At 57.0% G+C, this 18,160-nt stretch carries 16 protein-coding genes and 2 tRNA genes; 8 read left to right on the forward strand and 10 right to left on the reverse strand.

Annotated elements, in window-relative coordinates; translation table 11 throughout:
• Positions 1-303 precede the first annotated feature (303 nt).
• Complete coding sequence (locus GJU83_RS15270; RefSeq protein ID WP_069185003.1) at positions 304-1,122, forward strand: hypothetical protein; 819 nt, start codon at positions 304-306, stop codon at positions 1,120-1,122.
• A gap of 154 nt (positions 1,123-1,276) precedes the next feature.
• Positions 1,277-1,708, forward strand: coding sequence for a universal stress protein (locus GJU83_RS15275; protein ID WP_069185002.1), 432 nt, complete (start codon positions 1,277-1,279; stop codon positions 1,706-1,708).
• A gap of 59 nt (positions 1,709-1,767) precedes the next feature.
• Here the strand turns inward: GJU83_RS15275 and GJU83_RS15280 are convergent, their stop codons facing one another.
• From GJU83_RS15280 to GJU83_RS15305, 6 genes are all read right to left on the reverse strand, one after another.
• Positions 1,768-2,436, reverse strand: coding sequence for a DUF6901 family protein (locus GJU83_RS15280; RefSeq protein WP_069185001.1), 669 nt, complete (start codon positions 2,434-2,436; stop codon positions 1,768-1,770).
• Positions 2,433-4,385: an ATP-binding cassette domain-containing protein gene (locus GJU83_RS15285; RefSeq protein ID WP_069185000.1), complete on the reverse strand. Its 1,953-nt coding sequence runs from the start codon at positions 4,383-4,385 to the stop codon at positions 2,433-2,435. Before GJU83_RS15285 ends, GJU83_RS15280 begins: the two co-directional genes overlap by 4 nt.
• Positions 4,386-4,393: 8 nt before the next feature.
• Complete coding sequence (locus GJU83_RS15290; RefSeq protein ID WP_069184999.1) at positions 4,394-5,188, reverse strand: MOSC domain-containing protein; 795 nt, start codon at positions 5,186-5,188, stop codon at positions 4,394-4,396.
• Positions 5,189-5,323: 135 nt separating this feature from the next.
• Positions 5,324-5,399: transfer RNA gene (locus GJU83_RS15295), tRNA-Gly, on the reverse strand.
• Positions 5,400-5,457: 58 nt separating this feature from the next.
• Positions 5,458-6,174 carry a murein L,D-transpeptidase catalytic domain family protein gene (locus tag GJU83_RS15300; protein WP_083231877.1) on the reverse strand — a complete coding sequence of 239 codons (717 nt, stop codon included), beginning with the start codon at positions 6,172-6,174 and terminating at the stop codon, positions 5,458-5,460.
• A gap of 146 nt (positions 6,175-6,320) precedes the next feature.
• On the reverse strand, positions 6,321-6,923 hold the full coding sequence (locus GJU83_RS15305; RefSeq protein ID WP_069184998.1) for a DUF924 family protein: 603 nt from the start codon (positions 6,921-6,923) through the stop codon (positions 6,321-6,323).
• 132 nt (positions 6,924-7,055) lie between these two features.
• On the opposite strand from GJU83_RS15305, the gene GJU83_RS15310 reads away from it, so the two are divergent.
• The 3 genes from GJU83_RS15310 to GJU83_RS15320 all read left to right on the forward strand — a co-directional run bounded on the left by GJU83_RS15310 (position 7,056) and on the right by GJU83_RS15320 (position 8,574).
• Entirely contained in the window at positions 7,056-7,430 is a 375-nt protein-coding gene (locus GJU83_RS15310; protein WP_069184997.1) for a sirohydrochlorin chelatase, read from the forward strand.
• A 50-nt stretch (positions 7,431-7,480) separates the two neighbouring features.
• Entirely contained in the window at positions 7,481-8,398 is a 918-nt protein-coding gene (locus GJU83_RS15315) for a TIGR01777 family oxidoreductase (protein WP_069184996.1), read from the forward strand.
• 100 nt (positions 8,399-8,498) lie between these two features.
• Positions 8,499-8,574 (forward strand) — tRNA-Glu (locus GJU83_RS15320).
• A gap of 50 nt (positions 8,575-8,624) precedes the next feature.
• On the opposite strand, the gene ccoM is transcribed toward GJU83_RS15320, so the two are convergent.
• The gene (gene ccoM / locus GJU83_RS19215) at positions 8,625-8,777 is read right to left on the reverse strand and encodes a cytochrome c oxidase subunit CcoM (protein ID WP_167352726.1); all 153 of its coding nucleotides are present in this window, start codon (positions 8,775-8,777) and stop codon (positions 8,625-8,627) included.
• A 239-nt stretch (positions 8,778-9,016) separates the two neighbouring features.
• On the opposite strand from ccoM, the gene GJU83_RS15325 reads away from it, so the two are divergent.
• Genes GJU83_RS15325 through pta form a run of 3 tightly spaced genes read left to right on the forward strand, consistent with a single transcriptional unit; the run spans position 9,017 to position 14,842 of the window.
• Positions 9,017-11,428: a bifunctional diguanylate cyclase/phosphodiesterase gene (locus GJU83_RS15325; protein WP_069185070.1), complete on the forward strand. Its 2,412-nt coding sequence runs from the start codon at positions 9,017-9,019 to the stop codon at positions 11,426-11,428.
• 27 nt (positions 11,429-11,455) lie between these two features.
• Entirely contained in the window at positions 11,456-12,652 is a 1,197-nt protein-coding gene (locus GJU83_RS15330; RefSeq protein WP_069184995.1) for an acetate/propionate family kinase, read from the forward strand.
• Positions 12,653-12,679: 27 nt separating this feature from the next.
• Positions 12,680-14,842, forward strand: coding sequence for a phosphate acetyltransferase (gene pta, locus GJU83_RS15335; RefSeq protein ID WP_069184994.1), 2,163 nt, complete (start codon positions 12,680-12,682; stop codon positions 14,840-14,842).
• 21 nt (positions 14,843-14,863) lie between these two features.
• Here pta and der read toward each other — a convergent pair whose 3' ends face one another.
• The 3 genes from der to GJU83_RS15350 are packed head-to-tail and all read right to left on the reverse strand — an operon-like array spanning position 14,864 to position 18,123.
• Positions 14,864-16,285 carry a ribosome biogenesis GTPase Der gene (gene der / locus GJU83_RS15340; RefSeq protein WP_069184993.1) on the reverse strand — a complete coding sequence of 474 codons (1,422 nt, stop codon included), beginning with the start codon at positions 16,283-16,285 and terminating at the stop codon, positions 14,864-14,866.
• 9 nt (positions 16,286-16,294) lie between these two features.
• On the reverse strand, positions 16,295-17,467 hold the full coding sequence (gene bamB, locus GJU83_RS15345; protein ID WP_069184992.1) for an outer membrane protein assembly factor BamB: 1,173 nt from the start codon (positions 17,465-17,467) through the stop codon (positions 16,295-16,297).
• Positions 17,467-18,123: a YfgM family protein gene (locus GJU83_RS15350; RefSeq protein ID WP_069184991.1), complete on the reverse strand. Its 657-nt coding sequence runs from the start codon at positions 18,121-18,123 to the stop codon at positions 17,467-17,469. Before GJU83_RS15350 ends, bamB begins: the two co-directional genes overlap by 1 nt.
• Positions 18,124-18,160: the final 37 nt, after the last annotated feature.

Consider the following 18,160-nt stretch of genomic DNA (forward strand, 5'->3'; position numbering starts at 1 on the left):
GAATCGTGAGGGCACACGATGAAAAAAAACGGCGCGTTTGTCAATTTGTTTCTTTCTGGAGGGTTGCAAAAGTCCCCAAAATGCCGGGGGCAACCGAAGAAATTGGAGCGGAATTGTTATGTTTCAGTGAACTGGAAGCCACTGCTCAGGGAAATTAGGAACTTCGTCACGCAAATTTCAAAGTTATTTACATTTACGGGCGACAACGCCGCCAAAACTGCTTGATTGGCTGACGCAGTTACTTTACCTTCGATCTACGACTTTGGTCCACAATAATAAAACCGCATTACGGAGACCCATCCGATGAAAGACGCCAACCCGCGGATACGCTCCCTCGTAGCCGTATTTATTTTCCTTGCACTGACGTCCATGGGCGCCCGCGCCCAGGATAGCGCCGACGGATTTCTCTCCGATCTTCATAATTTCCGGGTCAGCAATTACGTAGCTCTGGATGCGTACTACCGTTTCAGTGGAACCGGGGACACCGACACCCTGAACGAGATCGTACAGGGCATCAACTCGGCCAATGACTCCATGAACTCCGTTGCTGGCAGCGACTCGGGAGTACTGTCGGCCGAGGAGCTGGAGGGGCTGAATCAGGAATTCGACAAGTTCAAGAACCTGATGCGAGACAATATCAACGATGTGCGTAATCAGGGTTATCCGGATTTGCGCCTCGTCTCCGATATGGCCAACCAGGCGCTGACCATGAACGAAAAAGCCACCGAGCTTTACCGGGTGGCACAGGAGAGCTCCCAGACCGACACCAATCCGAGGGTTGAAGCGGCCCGGTCGGCTGCCGTAAAGATGGCCCAGATGATGGCCAAGTACTCGGTCAGGACCAACTCCTCGGTTGCCCAGACCTTCCAGGGTTCTTCCACCGAAACCCCGCTGGACGAGCAGGCCCGGGAGCTGGACGAATTGCTGGCTTCGGTCAAAAAGGGCGAGGGAACACAAGAACTTAAAGCAGTAATTGACGACATCTCATCCAAGTGGCAATTCATTCGCGGATCCTACATCAACTACAACGAAAACAACGTGGGTTTTGTGATCGACCGGTATTCCAAGGGCATCCTCAAGGGCCTGGCCACAACCATTGAACTTCTTCAGGGTAACGCCTGAACACCTACCCCGTTTTCTGGCAGGCGTAATTGCCTGCCAGAAAAGCAGTTTTCCGCTTCTGTTTTTGATACCCGTCAGTTTCCCGCTACACTTTCCCGACCGAATTTAAGGTACTATCCTCAGAACAATACCCCGTGTGCGAAGGAGCGAAACGATGTCTGCCTATAAAAAGATGCTTGTTGCCATTGATCTCACTGAAGAGGCGCCTCAGGTGCTGGACAAGGCAAAGGCCGTGAGCGAAGCCCATGGTGCCGAGCTGATGCTGGTCCACGTGGTTGAGCCGGTCGGGTATGCCTATGGTGGTGACATCCCGATGGACCTGACGGAACTGCAGGATCAGCTCGACAAAGCGGCGCGCGAGCAGTTGGGAACCTACGGGGATCAGTACGGCGTCGCAAAGAACAATCAGGTAGTGACGGTCGGTCGCCCGGAATCAGAAATTCACCGGCTCGCCAAGGAGCAGGAAGTGGATCTGGTGATCGTCGGCAGTCACGGGCGAAAGGGTTTCCAGCTGTTGCTGGGCTCAACCGCCAACGGGGTCCTTCATGGAACCGAATGCGATGTTCTGGCCGTTCGAATCCACTAACGGTTCGTAAATAGAAGGCCCGGGTCTTACCCCGGGCCGGCACAATGGGACAGCGGTTATCAGGCTCCCTCCCCGCCCATCTTAGCCTCCAGTTTGCGCAGCTGGCTTTCCAACGAAAAGCTGACGCTTGAGGCCATTGAAAAGAAGTTCAGCAGCGCCTTCAGGTTGCTGTCTCCCCTGCAGACCGAGTGGATACGCTGCCACAGGGCCTGGTTAACCAGTTGCAGCCGCTGATTCCTCTCCACAAGCCCTTTCAGCTCCCAGTCCGGGGTCTGGTGATTCCGTTTCGCAAAATACTGCTGCAACAGGTAGTGGGAAACACTGCGCATGATGAATTCGTCGGTATTTGCAAACGGCAGGTGATGAACAGCCATCGGCTTGAGCTCTGACAGCACCGGACACCCGCTGGTCGCCATCTTCAATCCAAGCAGCGAACGGAGCGCCTCCTCCAGGGCAGTCTGCTTCACATAGCTGCGGCGGTCATCCGTTACCTTTACTTCAACCTTCTGATAGGCGTCCTCATCCCGGAAGGCCTCTACAACAGGCAATATTTCTGTTGCTGCCGGGCAGTGAGGAGATTCCGACGCTTTCAGCGGGCAGTTGCTACACTGGCAATGCTCCAGTTTTGTCCATGAGGGCAGCGAGTCCGAGGGCCGGGACGGTTTGTCCGTTACTTTGAATTCTACAGTACGGCCGTCCTGAAACTTGAAATCGTAGTGTACGTTCATTGGTTTGCCTGTTCTTCCAGCTCCATCCACCGCTCAATGACCTGCTCCAGACGGCTTTCCTTTTCCGTCAGTGCTTCCAGAGTGGCCGAGACTTCATCCGGTGGGCCTGAATAAAAATCGGCCTGGGAAATTCTTTCCTGCAGGCCGGCGACTTCCTGCTCGAGTGCCTCGATCTGCCCTGGCAACTGTTCGAGCTCCAGTTTGAGCTTGTAGCTCAGCTTAACGGGTTTGCTTTTCTGGGGCTGCTCTCCCGCTTTTACGCCATCCGCAGCTTTCGGTGATTCGGCCTTGCCGGTATCGCCAGGGCTTTTACCGGTTTTATCCTGCTTGTCCGGCCGATTGCCGGTCGCTTCCGATGGGAAACAACCGCCCTGTCGGCGCCAATCGGTATAGCCACCGACGAACTCACGCACTTTGCCCGATCCATCGAGGAAAACCGTTTCGGTGATCACATTATCAAGAAACTCACGGTCGTGACTGATCACAATCACGGTGCCGGCAAATTCCGCCAGCTGCTCCTCCAGCAACTCCAGCGTTTCCACATCAAGATCGTTGGTGGGCTCATCAAGCACCAGGATATTGGCGGGCTTGCTGAACAGCTTCGCCAGCAGCAGCCGGGCGCGCTCCCCCCCGGAAAAGACGCTTACCGGCGATCTGGCACGTTCCGGTGTAAAGAGGAACTCCTGCAAATAGCCGAGCACATGCTTGCTCTGGCCGTTGATTTCGATGAACTCCCGACCCTCGGACAGGTTATCCAGTGCGTTCCGTGACAGATCCAGCTCACCTCGCAACTGATCAAAGTAGGCAACCTGAAGATTGGTTCCCAGACGAATGGAACCCTCGGTTGGTTCCAAATCTCCCAACAGGAGTCGCACCAGGGTGGTCTTGCCCGTGCCATTCTCGCCAACGAGCCCGATCTTGTCCCCTCGCAGGATGGTAAGGTTCATATCTCGGATTACCGGGCTGCCACCCGGATAGGCAAAGCCCGCGTCCCTGGTTTCGACCACCAGCTTGCCGGAACGCGCCGCGTCCTCCACCGAAAAGCTCGCGGTGCCACCCCGAACCCGGCGCTGCCGGTGTTCTTCGCGCATGGCTTTCAGGGCCCGAACACGCCCCATATTACGGGTCCTGCGGGCCTTGATACCCTGCCGAATCCAGGCCTCTTCCTGCTTCAGACGCTTGTCGAATAAGGCATTCTGCCGCTCTTCTTCTTCCAGCGCCTTTTCTTTCAGATCGAGGTAGCGATCATAGGTGGCGGCAAAGCTCACCAGCTTGCCCCGGTCGAGCTCCACAATCCGGGTCGCCATACGACGGATAAACGCACGATCATGGCTGACGAACAACATGGCGCCGCGGAATTGCCCAAGAGCCTCTTCCAGCCAGGCAATGGCGGGTACATCCAGATGGTTTGTGGGCTCATCCAGCAACAGTATGTCCGGATCGGCAACCAGCGCCTTGGCCAGCAAAACCCGACGCTGCCAACCGCCGGACAGGGTATTCAGTGTCTGGTCCGGGTCGACGCCGTACTGCCCAAGAATGGTGGTAACTTTCTGATCGAGGCGCCAGCCATCCAAGGCCTCCAGGCGCTCTTGAACCTTCATCAGCCGGTCGAGACTCGCCTCATCTGCCTGCTGGGACAGTTGATGGAATTCAGCGAGCAGCTGGCCCGTTTCCGGAAAGGCGCCAGCGACCACTTCATAGGCGGTACGGGAGTCTTCCGAAGGCAGGTTCTGCGGAAGTACTGCCAGAACAGCGCCGTCGTCGAGACGCACCACGCCACCGTCGGGTACCACTTCCCCACTGACAATCTTGAGCAGCGTGGATTTTCCCTCGCCGTTGCGCCCCAGCAAACATACGCGCTCGCCGGCATCAATGACCAGGGAGGCCTGATCCAGCAACGGATGCATTCCATAAGCCAGGGATACTGAGTCCAGCGTTAACAGTGGCACGTTTGGTTCTACTCCGATTTGTTGACAGTAACGGGATCACCCACCCGAATAATGCCCGGTGATTCGTGAATGGCGTTCTGGCCAAAGATGACGCCCTCCTGGGTTCTCCGATAGCCCGAGAGCGTCCTGAGTGGTTGCAGGGCAGCATCCTTCTGGCCCGTCGAGGGATCCACGGTGGTCATGACACAACGCGAACAGGGTTTCACCACACTCAGGCGGTTGGCGCCGATACTCAGGCTCTGCCAGTTGTCCTCCTCCCAGGCCTCAGTACCCTCAACCACTATGTTAGGACGGAACCTGCGCATCTCTACTGGTGCGTCGAGCCGGTTATTAAGCTCTGCCAGGGAGGCGGTATTGGTCACCAGAAGCGGGAACCCGTCAGCGAAGCCCACCCGCCGATATTCATCAACCCGGCCCGCATCAACACGGCGAAAGGAATTGTCCGGCATAAAGACCAGGCGAACGGGCTTGCCGCAGAAGCGGCTCAGGGCGTCGTTTGCCTCCGGCAAACCCGTCTGGGCCTTCACCCAGTCTCGCCAGACCAGAACCCGAACCTCTTCCTCTGTGGCAGTCAGGGCAAACTCGCCCTCATCGGGAATACTGATGACCACCCGGTCATCATCCAGACGGGTTCCTACCCGGGCGAGTTCCGGATGCTCTCTCTGGGTAACAAACCGGCGATCATCATCGACGATCATCCACCGGCGATCCCCAACAGGCCCGAAATCATCGGTATTGAAACAGGAAACTTCAATGCCAGACAGGGATTTGACGGGGTACACGAACAGCGAATGGACCTTCATGACGGGCAGCCTCCCCCAAAGAATCAGGATACGAAACAGGCTGCTGAGTATACCTGACCACACACCCTGGCGCCGAGTTTGGCGGTGCCCGAAAACGAAAAAACCCGGTCCTTTTCAGGACCGGGTTTTTGAATCTGGAGCGGGAAACGAGATTCGAACTCGCGACCCCAACCTTGGCAAGGTTGTGCTCTACCAACTGAGCTATTCCCGCAGTGCTGATCGGCTGTAACCGACAACGGAGGCGTATTCTACGGATCCCGACGAAGGCGTCAACCACTTTTTTTCAGGTTTTTTCCAGCCAGCGTTTTGTTGTCGCATTTCAGGAACCCGGAACTGTGCAGCCACTCCTGGTCGGGATAGTACTTGAACACCAATTGCCCGCCCTTCAGGTTGTCTACCACCCGTTTGACGATCTGGTTATCCACGGCCGGGCACCCGTGGCTTCGCCCGATGCGGCCGTATTTGCTGACCCAGTCATCATTCACGTAGTCGGCGCCATGAATCACGATGGCACGCTGCCTGGCAAGATCATTGATCCCCGGCTCAAGACCATCGAGCCTGAGCGAGTAACCGTGTTTTCCGAAGTAGGATTCCCGGGCCTGGAAAAGGCCGATGCTGGACTGATGGCTGCCCTCTACGTTGGAGAAAGCAGTCGATTCAAAATTCCCGGAGTTCTTGCCGTGTGCAACAAGATCACGCAACAGCAACTCTTCCTTCTCCAGGTCAAAGATCCACAGCCTCTCCTGACTGGAGGGCAAGGAGAAATCGATAACCGCCAGGCGCTCGGGCATTTGAACGCCGTTGGACACAGCGCAACGGGAAGCATTGATCGCTGTCTTGAGAACCACTTTGTCAATTTTCGGCGCGACTTCACTGAGGCGATCAAGAAGTTGCTCGTCAAGCGAAGCGCCAAACGATGAAAAAGGTAGCGCAGCACACACGGCCAAAAACAGCCCTGCAGTCGAAAAACGCCGCGTTCTATGCATTACATATCCCCGATAACTTAATGGAAAGCCCAACGTTGTCTTGCGGGCCTGTCACAATTCAGTGTTGCGCATTTTATCAGGGAAAATTGCCAACCCCGTCAGAATGTACGTTTTTTATACAAAACTTTAAGGAAACTGCGATCATCTTACTGACCGAACCGTCGCCCACCTTCCAGATAATTCTGCTCCTCTGGTGTTGAGGTCCTGCCCAGGGCCTTGTTGCGGTGGGGGAAACGGCCGTACTGCTGGATTATGGCCCGATGATCCCGGGCGGACTGCAGAAAACTGCCCATGAAATCGGCAAGAATACCCTGCGTCGACCGTGCAAGCTGTTCATAACATTCCACGGACATATCCTGATCTTCCTTGAGCTCGGAATGCTGCAGGGGCATATACAGAAACGCCCTGTGGACCGGTGCGAGCATCATATCCTGCCCCTTCTGCATCGCTTGCCGGCAAAGCTTTCGGGCCTGTCGGTCCTGATCGAAGGCCATGGCACCGCCACGGAATATATTCCGGGAAAACTGATCGAGCAGAATGATCTCCGCGAGTATCCCGCCGGCCTCACTTCGCCAGTGGTCGAGACCCTGCTCGGAGGCGAAAAGCACCATCGACAGGAAACGCCGACGGATTTCCTGGTCGAACCGTCGATCCGATCGGAACCACTTGTTCCGATGGTCACTGTCCGGCAGTCCATGTTCGTCCAACTCGCCAAACCAGAAATCCAGAATCTCTTTCCAATCGAACATTCAGCGTCACCCTGTTACTTTAAATAGTGCCGGAGATATTGCCGGAGGCCGGAGATAGTACCGAGCCCCACCCGAGGCCGGCATCCCGGACTTACGACAGGCCCCGTAAAATTGACTACTTCAGGAGCGGCAATGAACAGCCCCCGCATTATTCTGTTGGCCCATGGAAGCAGTGACAAGCGCTGGTGTGAGACCTTTGAAAAGCTTGCAGCTCCAACCCTCGCCTCTGTCGACAACGCGCGCGTTGCCTACATGGAACTCGCCGAACCATCCATAGACACCGTTGTAGGAGAAGGTGTTGCGGAAGGAGCCACCGAATTTACCATCATCCCCCTGTTCCTTGCTGCTGGGCGACACTTGCGCAAGGACGTTCCCGCGATGATTGAGGACCTCGAGAAAGAGCATGGCGCAACCATCCAACTCGCGCCTCCAATCGGAGAAAATTCCCTGTTGGGACAGGCGATCCGGGAGGTTGTTATGCTTCAACTGGAAGAGACGCCAGCCTGAGTCGGGCTTTTGCAAACAAACGCGGCCATTGGACGACAGGAGCAACAAATATGTCGAAAAGGATTCTGATTACCGGCGGTACCGGTTTTATAGGCCATGTCCTGTGTCGCCAATTGCTCGCACGGGACTACGAGCTGACGGTTTTCAGCCGGCAACCCCCGGAAACGGTGAAGTCCAGTTGCGGTCGGGTTGAAGCAGTCAGCGACCTCCAGCAGCTTCGTTCCCACCCGGGATACGATGCCGTTATCAATCTTGCCGGTGAAGGCATCGCGGACAAGCGATGGTCTGAGGCTCGCAAGCAGGAACTGCGGGACAGCCGTATCGGTGTAACGGAAACGCTGGTTGAAGTCATCCGCAGTTGGGAGCGGGCGCCGAAGGTGTTGGTCTCGGGATCAGCCGTGGGCTTTTACGGGGATCAGGGAGCCGCGACGGTCACTGAAGACACCAACCCAAATGATGAATTTACTCACCGCTTATGCCGCGACTGGGAAAATGCCGCCAAACCTCTCGCCGACGATGGCGTGAGGGTCTGCTTTTCAAGGACCGGAGTGGTAGCAGGCCCGGGCGGTGGTTTTCTGGAACGAATGATACTGCCCTTCAAACTTGGACTTGGCGGGCGCCTGGGAAGCGGTACACAGTACATGCCCTGGATACACCGAGATGACGTCGTCGGGGCCCTAATCTGGATGATGGAAAACCCGAACGCGTCTGGTCCATTCAATGTGGTGAGCCCTAACCCGGCAACCAACGCAGAATTCACCCGAACTCTCGGGAAGGTTTTGCATCGCCCCACCCTTTTCCCGGCTCCCGCACCGGTACTCAAGGTTGCGCTGGGAGAAATGGCGCGCCTCCTGCTCACGGGACAAAAAGCGATTCCAGAGAGGCTTACACAGGAAAAGTTTGAATTCCGGTATCCAGACCTCGAACGGGCCCTTGCTCAATCCGTCTCTCCGAGGTCATCCCGATGAGACAGAGTACGAACTTTTTTTCACAAAAGGCGTTGACACTGCTCTGAGGCTTACTTAATATACGCGCCACCTCGACGAGGCAAGGTGTTGAAAACGTTGCGTCCCCTTCGTCTAGTGGCCTAGGACTCCGCCCTTTCACGGCGGCAACAGGGGTTCGAACCCCCTAGGGGACGCCAATTTTTCTGCCTTGATGTGTCAGGGAAACAAATGTTTCCCCATGACACGGTCAGACCGGTTTATGGCCGTGCTTCCCTTCTTTTCTGTCCTGGTGTCCGTGCTCCTTCTGATCTTTCATCACGAAGATGCCCACACCAACGAAAAAGCCAACCATCAGCAGTACAGTCGCAATACCCGCGATAACAACGGCGTCCATATACATTTTGCTTCTCCTTCCGGCAATTAACTTGATTAAACTCAGGTTACGCCCGGCACGCCCGCAAGGTATTGATCCAGGTCAACGTATTTGTCAGGCTCGATGTACGCATAAATACTGAACCACAACACATTTCCTTCGATTTTTCCTGCATTTGCAAGGCATTTGAAAGAAACTGCTGCTATAGTCGGAATCAAAGGAAGTGTCCGATCTCCTAACCGGTCTGGGTGGCTGAAGTTCAATACATGCCAAAACTGTCGACGCGTCTTCAACGTTTTCGCACAGGCTCGCCCCTGTCTTTCAGGCTGCTGGCCTGGATTCTTCTGTTCAGTTCCGCCTTTACGCTGGTGGCCTCCGCGCTTCAGATCTACTCCGATTATCGAAAAGATCTATCCCAGATCGACAATCGCATGCAGGTGGTTGAGTCTGGCTATGCCTCCAGTCTGGCGCGCAGTCTGTGGGCCCTTGACCAGAAGCTCCTGCAAACCCAGATGGAAGGCATTCTGAGCTTGCCCGATGTGGTGCATCTTCGGCTGAGAATCGAACCCGACTCCGAGCTGGTTATGGGTGAGATCCCACGGGACGCGAAAACCACTTCCCACAGCTTCAATCTGGTTCACCAGGGCGATGAAATGTTCAAACTGGGCGAGCTTACGGTGACCGCCGATCTGGACCGCGTCTACGATGAACTCAAGCGGAAGGTGGGTGTGATTCTCCTGACCCAGTTTCTCAAGACGTTTTTTGTTTCGATCCTCATCATCCTGATCTTCCAGCACTTCGTGGCACGCCATCTGACCACCATGGCGAATTACGCGCGGGACTTCTCCCTGAAAACGACCTCCAGGCCACTGACACTGGAAAGGCCCAGCACACCCTCAAACCGCAACGACGAGCTCGGCCGGGTTACGGACGCTATCAACCAAATGCGTGAACGGCTCAACGCGGATATGGAGCGTCAGCAAAAAGATGCGGCGGAGATCCGGAAGTTTTCCAAGGCCATCGAACAAAGCCCCTCGTCGGTTCTCATCTGCGACCGGCAGTGGCGCATCGAGTTTGCAAACCAGAAATTTACTCAGCTGACCGGCTACGATGCCTCGTCGATTGTGGGAAAACATCCCGGGGCGCTTGGAAACAACGAAATCGAAAACCGTGAAAGCCGTCATCTATGGCAATCAATTCGCTTACAGGTACAGCGGGTCGGTGTCTGGCAGGGTGAAGTGAACAGCGTGCGTCGAAACGGCGAACGTTTCTGGGAGCAACTGATCGTCACTCCGATCAAGGACGAATCCGGCAGTACGACCGGATACCTCATCCTGGGCGAGGACATCAGCATTCGCAAGCGCTATGAACAGCAGCTGCTGCGCCAGGCCAACTACGACATCCTCACTGGCCTGCCCAACCGGATGCTGGCCCTGGACCGACTGAAGCTGGCTTTGGCTCAGGCGCGTCGGGAGAGCACCCTCGTGGGCGTGATGTTCCTCGATCTCGACAACTTCAAACACATAAACGACACCCTCGGCCACGATGCCGGCGACAACCTGTTGATTGAAGCAGCCCGTCGAATTTCCAGCTGCCTCCGCGGCACCAGTACCGTTGCCCGGCTGGGCGGCGATGAGTTTCTGGTGATCTTGCCCGGCCTGACCGGCCCGGAGGCGTCATCCCAGGTGGCAGAGCGTATTCTGAAAACCTTTTCGCCGCCCTACATTCTCAATGGCCAGGAAGTGTTCGTAACGACCAGCATCGGGATTGCGATTTTCCCGACCGACTCGGATAACAGTGGCACACTCTTACAACACGCCGACGCAGCCATGTACCAGGCCAAGCACAAAGGCAAGAGCTCCTTTGCCCACTTTGCGCCGGAGATGACGGAAGTCTCTCACGAACGCTTGAAGATGGAGTCCAGCATGCGCAGGGCTCTGGAACTGAAGGAATTCGAACTGTATTTCCAGCCGATCGTAAATACCGATTCCGGTACGCTTTGCTCGGTGGAGGCCTTGCTGCGCTGGAATAATCCGGCCATGGGCATGGTGATGCCCGATCGATTCATTCCGCTGGCCGAGGAAACCGGCCTGATAACGCCGATCGGCGAATGGGTTCTTGAGGAAGCCTGTCGGGCCGCCGTGGGCTGGAAACAGGCCACTGGCAAAGACATTGGCATTTCCGTGAACGTCTCCCCGCGCCAGTTCCGGGATCCTGGTTTTACCGAGGCCGTGATGCACGCCCTTGCTGCCAGCGGCCTGGCACCGGAACAGTTGGAGCTTGAAATCACTGAACGACTGATTCTGGACAACTCCATTGAGACCGCCGAAATCCTGCGCCAACTGGACAAAGCCGGGATCCGCTTGTCAGTGGACGATTTTGGTACAGGCTACTCAGCACTCAGCTATCTCAAGAGCTACCCGTTTGATACGCTGAAAATTGACAAGTCCTTCGTCCAGGACGTCATGAAAGAGCCCGAGGATGCCTCACTGGTCCGGGCCATCATCAACATGGCCCATAGCCTGGGCCTGCGGGTGATTGCAGAAGGGGTGGAAGAAGAGGCCCAGACCCACTTCCTGAAAAAGGAAGGTTGCGACTTCTCACAGGGATACTTCTACAGTCGCCCTTTGCCAGCTCCGGATTTTGATGCCTGGCTGGCCAGCAATCACCGGGTATAGATTCGAATTCGTTGGAAACCCACTCCCATGGAAGACACCGTACTTGTCGTGAACTGCGGCAGCTCATCCCTGAAACTCGCCCTGTTCGATTGCCAACATAACAAGCTGGCTTCTGCCCTCGCCGAGCGCCTCGGCCAGAACGATGCGTTTGCCCATGTTGGAGGCCTGGACAAAGCCATTCCCCTGGACCCAGGCGCCAGTCACGATCAGGCGCTCAATACACTGGTTACGGTATTTCAGGATGAAGGACTGATGGCGTCGGCTCCCACGGCCGTTGGCCACCGGGTAGTTCATGGCGGCGAGACCTTCCGTGAGGCCGCGCTTATTGATGACGATGTTATCACTGCCATTGAGGACTGCGCGGGCCTTGCGCCCCTGCACAATCCGGTCAACCTGTCCGGAATTCGCGCAACCCTGGCCCGGTTTCCCGACGTGCCCCAGGCAGCGGTTTTCGACACCGCCTTTCACCAGACCCTGCCCAAAAGAGCATATCTCTATGCGGTGCCGGAAGCCTGGTATCGCGATTGGGGAGTTCGCCGGTACGGATTCCACGGCACCAGTCATGCGTTTATGGCATCAGAGGCTGCCAGTCGGCTGGGCAAAACACCGGCAACCATCTCGGTCATCTCGGCCCACCTGGGCAACGGGTGCAGTATTGCAGCCATCCGCGATGGGATAAGTGTGGACACCAGCATGGGCCTTACGCCGCTGGAGGGCCTGGTTATGGGAACCCGAAGCGGAGATGTCGACCCTGGCCTGTTCGACTTTCTCCGCGGCAAGGGAATCGCCGCTGACGAAGTACATCGGGTCCTGAACCAGGAAAGCGGCCTGCTGGGTCTTTCCGGCCAGACCAACGACATGCGCTCGCTCTGTGAGCTGGCAGACCATGGCCATGAGCCATCTCAAACCGCCATTGATGTGTTTTGCTTCCGCCTGGCCCGTTACATTGGCGCCATGATGGCTTCCCTGAGCCATCTGGACGCGCTCGTCTTTACTGGCGGCATCGGGGAAAACAGTGCCCGGATCCGGGCCGAAACCATTCACCACCTCAAGCTCATGGGATTTGAACTCAGCCCGGACCTCAATAATCATCATGGCGAATTCAGCGACGGCCGGATCGAAAGCGCCGACTCCCGGTTTCCCGTATTGGTCATCCCCACCAACGAGGAACTCGTTATTGCCCGGGAAGCCTCGCGGCTTGCCGGCGCTCTTACGCCCGACTGACCCATACGCATCATCAGGATTACCATCATGGCAAAGAGTCTCTTTCTCGCACCGACATCCATGGATTCAGGGCTCACGTCGGTCTGCCTCGGCCTGCTGCGCGCCCTGGAACGGGTCGGCGTGAGCGTTGGCTTTTACAAACCTTTCTGTCAGACCGTTCACCATGCCGAATCCATGCACAACGCAGGTCAGGACACCTCGGTCTCTTTCGTAAGGGCCAGCAGCCATCTGAATCCACCAGATCCGATTGCGCTCAAGGAAGCGCAGCAACTGCTCAACAGGGGCAAATCCGATTACCTGCTCGAGACAGTGGTCGGGGAATACCAGAAAGTTGCGCGCGACGTGGACGTCGTCGTCATTGAGGGATTGGTCCCAGACCGCAGCGAAGCCTATATTGCCCGGCTAAACGTGGAGGTCGCCCGCAATCTGGGTTCCGAGGTCATCCTGGTGAGCACGCCCAAAAACCTGGACGCCCGGCAAATGGATGAGGAACTGGATTTTTCATCACGCCTGTTTGCCAACCCAAGCGATCCGGACGTCATCGGTGTCATCCTGAACAAGGTGGGAGAACCCGAACACGCGGCCCTTGAACCTCGATCCAACAGCAAACCCCATACCCCGTCTGCCATCGATTACCGCGGACAGTGCAAGGTGTTCAGTGAGGGCCGCTTTCGGCTGATTGCGGAGATTCCCTGGCAGCCGGAGCTGCTTGCACCTCGCGTCTCTGACATTGCCAGAGAGCTGGGGTTACCGGTTCTCAATGAGGGGCAGATGCACAACCGGCGGGTCCAGAAGGTATCCGTGTGTGCCCGAAGCATTCGCAATATGACCGAAACCCTGAGGCCCGGTACTTTGCTGGTCACCCCGGGTGATCGGGAAGACATTGTGGTGACCACTGCTGTTGCAGCCCTGAACGGGGTTCCACTGGCTGGTTTGATGCTCACTGGCGGTCTGATGCCTGACCAGCGTGTGATCGAGCTCTGCCACCGGGCACTCGAAACGGGGCTGCCGGTGCTGGGCTCCGATGCCAATACCTATGATACGGCCCACATGCTGGCGAATCTGTCTTCCGCCATTCCCGTTGATGACCCCAACCGGATTGAAAAAGCGATGGAGGTGGTCGCCACCCGGATAGACACCGATTGGTTGCAGCAGCACCTCAAAGTGGCCCGACAGAACAGGCTGTCCCCGCCCGCTTTCCGGTATCAGCTGTCGGAACGCGCACGGGCAGCAAACAAGCGTATCGTACTGCCGGAAGGCAGCGAGCCACGAACCGTGCAGGCCGCTATCATCTGTCATCAACGCAAGCTGGCCCGGTGTGCCCTGATCGGAAATGCCGCTGAGATCAGGCGCGTGGCGGCTTCCCAGGATCTGGAACTGCCCGAAGATATCGAAATCATTGATCCGGCTGAAGTGCGGGAGCGTTATGTCGACCCGATGGTCGGGTTGCGCAAGCATAAAGGCCTCACTCCGGACATGGCCGAAGCTATGCTCGAGGACAACGTCGTTCTCGGTACCATGATGGTGGCTCTGGACGAAGCCGATGGGCTGGTTTCAGGTGCCATCCACACAACCGCGAACACAGTCCGCCCCGCCCTTCAGCTCATCAAGACCCATGACCACGCAAAAGTGGTTTCTTCGGTGTTTTTCATGCTGCTTCCGCAACAGGTCGTGGTCTACGGGGACTGCGCCATCAACCCGGATCCGAATGCCGAGGAACTGGCAGACATCGCTATCCAGAGCGCTGAATCGGCGGAAGCCTTCGGCATCGAGCCCCTGGTCGCAATGATCAGCTACAGCACCGGGGAATCCGGCAGTGGCCAGGACGTGGACAAGGTGAGAGAAGCCACGAGGATAGCTCGTGAGCGCAGACCGGATCTTTTGATAGACGGGCCGCTTCAGTACGACGCTGCGGCCATCGAGAGCGTGGCAAGGAGCAAGGCGCCAGACAGCAAGGTAGCCGGCAAGGCCACGGTGTTCGTGTTCCCGGATCTGAATACCGGCAACACTACCTACAAGGCGGTTCAGCGCAGTGCCAATGTGGTCAGTATCGGGCCAATGCTGCAGGGTTTGCGAAAGCCGGTCAACGATCTGTCCCGGGGCGCACTGGTGGAGGATATTGTGTTTACCGTCGCCTTGACTGCGGTTCAGGCAAAGCAGGTTGAAAACGCTGAAGCGGGCAAGGGATAAACCCTGAGCCCGATCACCAAATCAGCGTTTGAGACTCTTCTGGCGCTGTTTCTTTGGACGACGGCCTTTCTTCTCGTCGTTGTCCTTCTTCACCTTCTGACGTGGGGTCAGGCGATCCACTTTACCGGCAAACGGGTTTTCACCCGATTTGAATTCAAAGCGAATTGGTGAACCGGTCACTTTCAGAACCTTCCGGAAGGTATTCTCAAGGTACCGCTTGTACGCCCCTGGCAGTGAATCCACCTGGTTACCGTGAACCACAATGACCGGCGGGTTGGACCCGCCCTGGTGGGCGTAACGGAGTTTAATTCGGCGTCCGTGCACCATGGGTGGCTGATGCTGGGCAATGGCATCCTGGAGAATGGCCGTCAGGCGGTTGGTCGGCCATTTCGCCATAGCAGACTCGTAGCAGGCTTCCACCGACTCGTACATCACACCCACGCCAGACCCGTGGAGCGCCGAAATATAGTGCTTATCAGCGTAATCCAGGAAGTCGAGGCGACGCTGCACCTGCTCCTTTACACGGGCACGGTCTTCCGGGTCCATGCCGTCCCATTTGTTGATGGCGATCACCAACGAGCGACCGGCATCAAGAACAAACCCGATCAAGTGGAGGTCCTGATCCACCAGGCCTTCCCGGGCGTCAATGACCAGGATAACCACATGGGCATCGTCAATTGCCTGCAGTGTCTTGATAATGGAGAACTTCTCCACCACTTCACTGACATTCTTGCGGCGGCGGACACCTGCGGTATCAATCAGAGTGTACTGACTGCCCTGGCGCTCGTACGGAATGTAAACGCTATCCCGGGTAGTGCCCGGCATGTCGTAAACCACGACACGTTCTTCACCGAGCATCCGATTGACCAGGGTGGACTTGCCCACATTCGGCCTGCCGACCACGCCAATGCGGATGCCGGGGTAACGATCAGCCCGATCCTCTTCCTCCCGCTCCTCCTCGGAGGGCAGCAGGATTTCGAGCATCGAACGGATACCCCGGTTGTGGGACGCGGCAATCAGGAACGTGGATTCAAAGCCCAGGCTGTAGAAATCCGATGCCGCAATGTCCGGATCCTGGCCATCGGTCTTGTTCACAACCAGATGAGCCTGCTTTCCAGACCTGCGAAGACTGTCTGCAATAAGCTCATCGCCCGCGGTCAGACCGGCACGACCGTCCACCAGGAACAGAACAATGTCAGCCTCTTCCACCGCCTGCATGGACTGACGCGCCATTTCAAGATCGAGGCCCTGCTCGTCACCGGTAAGACCACCGGTGTCTATGACGATGAAGCGCTGCCCCTCATAGCTGCCCTCACCGTATTTGCGGTCACGGGTAAGCCCCGGGAAGTCCGCAACCAGGGCATCCCTGGAACGGGTCATCTGATTAAACAATGTCGATTTGCCAACGTTGGGGCGTCCGACAAGGGCAATAACTGGGGTCATAATTGGGGATCAATCCTGCGGTTTAACCTGGAATACGGCCATCTTTCCGCTGTTGCCAAAAACCAGCAGGTTACCATTGGCAAGACGCTGTGCCGGTACGCGGATACCCTCATCGTCGAACTCCAGCTGGCCGACCAGCTTGCCGTTCTCACGGTCAATGGCGTGCAGGTAGCCTTCGAAATCGCCTACCACCAGGTAGTCTTCGTAAACCATTGGCTGGGTCAGTTGGCGCCAGGCGAGACGATCCTGGGTCCAGACTTCCCGACGGTCCGAGCCTCTCAGGGCAACAATGTCGCCATTGGCCGAGGCCAGATAGATCTCGCCGCCGCCAATCATCGGGGAATAGAGGCTGGAAGCTTTCCGGCTCCAGATTTCCTGCCCGGTACGAATATCAACGAGGGCAAGTTTACCCTGGTAACCAACCACCATGACGGCGGTTTCAATGACCAGGGGCTGCCCCGCCACATCGACCAGCCTTTCCAGCTCGGTGCGCCCCTGGGGCTGGCCCACTTCATACTGCCACATCGGTTGACCCGAGCCTGCGGCCAGGGCAATCAGTTTACCGCTGGCAAAAGAAGCTATGACCACGTCACCACCAACCAGCGGGGCTGCGGCGGCCCGCATCGAAAGGACCGGAACGGTACCGTCGTACTGCCATAACTTTTCGCCATCGGCGGCGCTGAACCCGAGAACCTTGCCATCAGTGGTCTGGGCGACAACCAGAGAGCCATTGGACTGAGGTGCGGACAACACTTCCGTCGGCAGTGGCTGGCGCCAGATTTCGGTGCCATCTTCACGGGAGAGCGCCACCAGATCAGCGTTCTCGGTGGTCAGGTAGAGATTCTCCCCATCACCGCCGAGACCAGAGAAGATGCGCTCCTCAAATTCTGATTCCCAGACAACCTTGCCGGAATCCGACGCCACGGCGTACAGCTCCCCGTCCGCCGAAGCAGCGTAGATCAGATCGCCGGTGTTCAGGGGTGCCAGGTAGAGAAAATCGCCATCATGACCGTCGCCCACGGACATGCTCCAGACTCTCTTGAATTCGGCTGTCGCCTCAATTTCAGGAACCGGAACAGGTTGTTCGAAGGTATCCGTCGTGCTACAGCCGGAAAGTGCCGCCAGAAGCGCCAGCCCCATCAGCAGTCCGCGTTTCGAAATCCTGTCGCGGAGGAGTGGCATCAGGCATCCTCCCCGACACCGAGGTCAGCCAGTTTCAGTTCCAGAATGCCACTGCGGCCCTGCTGGCTCTGTTCACGGGCAGCAAGATAAGCTTCGCGAGCGCCCTCCTTGTCGCCCTGCGCCAGCAGGATGTCGCCGCGCAACTCGGAGTACATGGCAGCAAACGCGTCGGCATTACCGGCACCATCGATGGTGGCCAGCGCCTCTTCGTACTGGCCCGCGGAAAACTGGGCGCGAGCCAGGCGATTGCGCACCACAAGCGCCAATGCTTCGTGCTCGCCGGTCTTGTCCAGCGCCCACTTCAGGGAATCAACAGCAGCTTCGGCATTGCCTTCCTGCATCAATTGCTGGCGTGCCAGGATCAGATTGCCGTAAACCGCATAGGCACTGTCCGTGTAATCTTCTCTCAGGGTCTGCGCCACGAAAGCGACGGTCTCGCCGCTGGTTTCATCGGCCTGGTCACTGAAGGCATTCAGCAGGTTGGCGAACTGGTTCGCTGCCTCGGTGCGCTGCTGGGCCTGATGGTTCTGCCAGGCCTGCCAGCCAAACACGATGGCCAGGGCCGCACCAATGCCGATCAGCAGGGAACTGCCGTTCTTCTTCCACCAGTCCTTGATCGCCTGGATCTGTTCTTCTTCGGTGCGCAACTCTGCCATGAGGACTCCTGTTGTCGAATTTTTGCTTTTGTATCAG

Origin of the sequence: Marinobacter salsuginis (assembly GCF_009617755.1) — a bacterium.
Classification (GTDB): Bacteria; Pseudomonadota; Gammaproteobacteria; order Pseudomonadales; family Oleiphilaceae; genus Marinobacter; species Marinobacter salsuginis.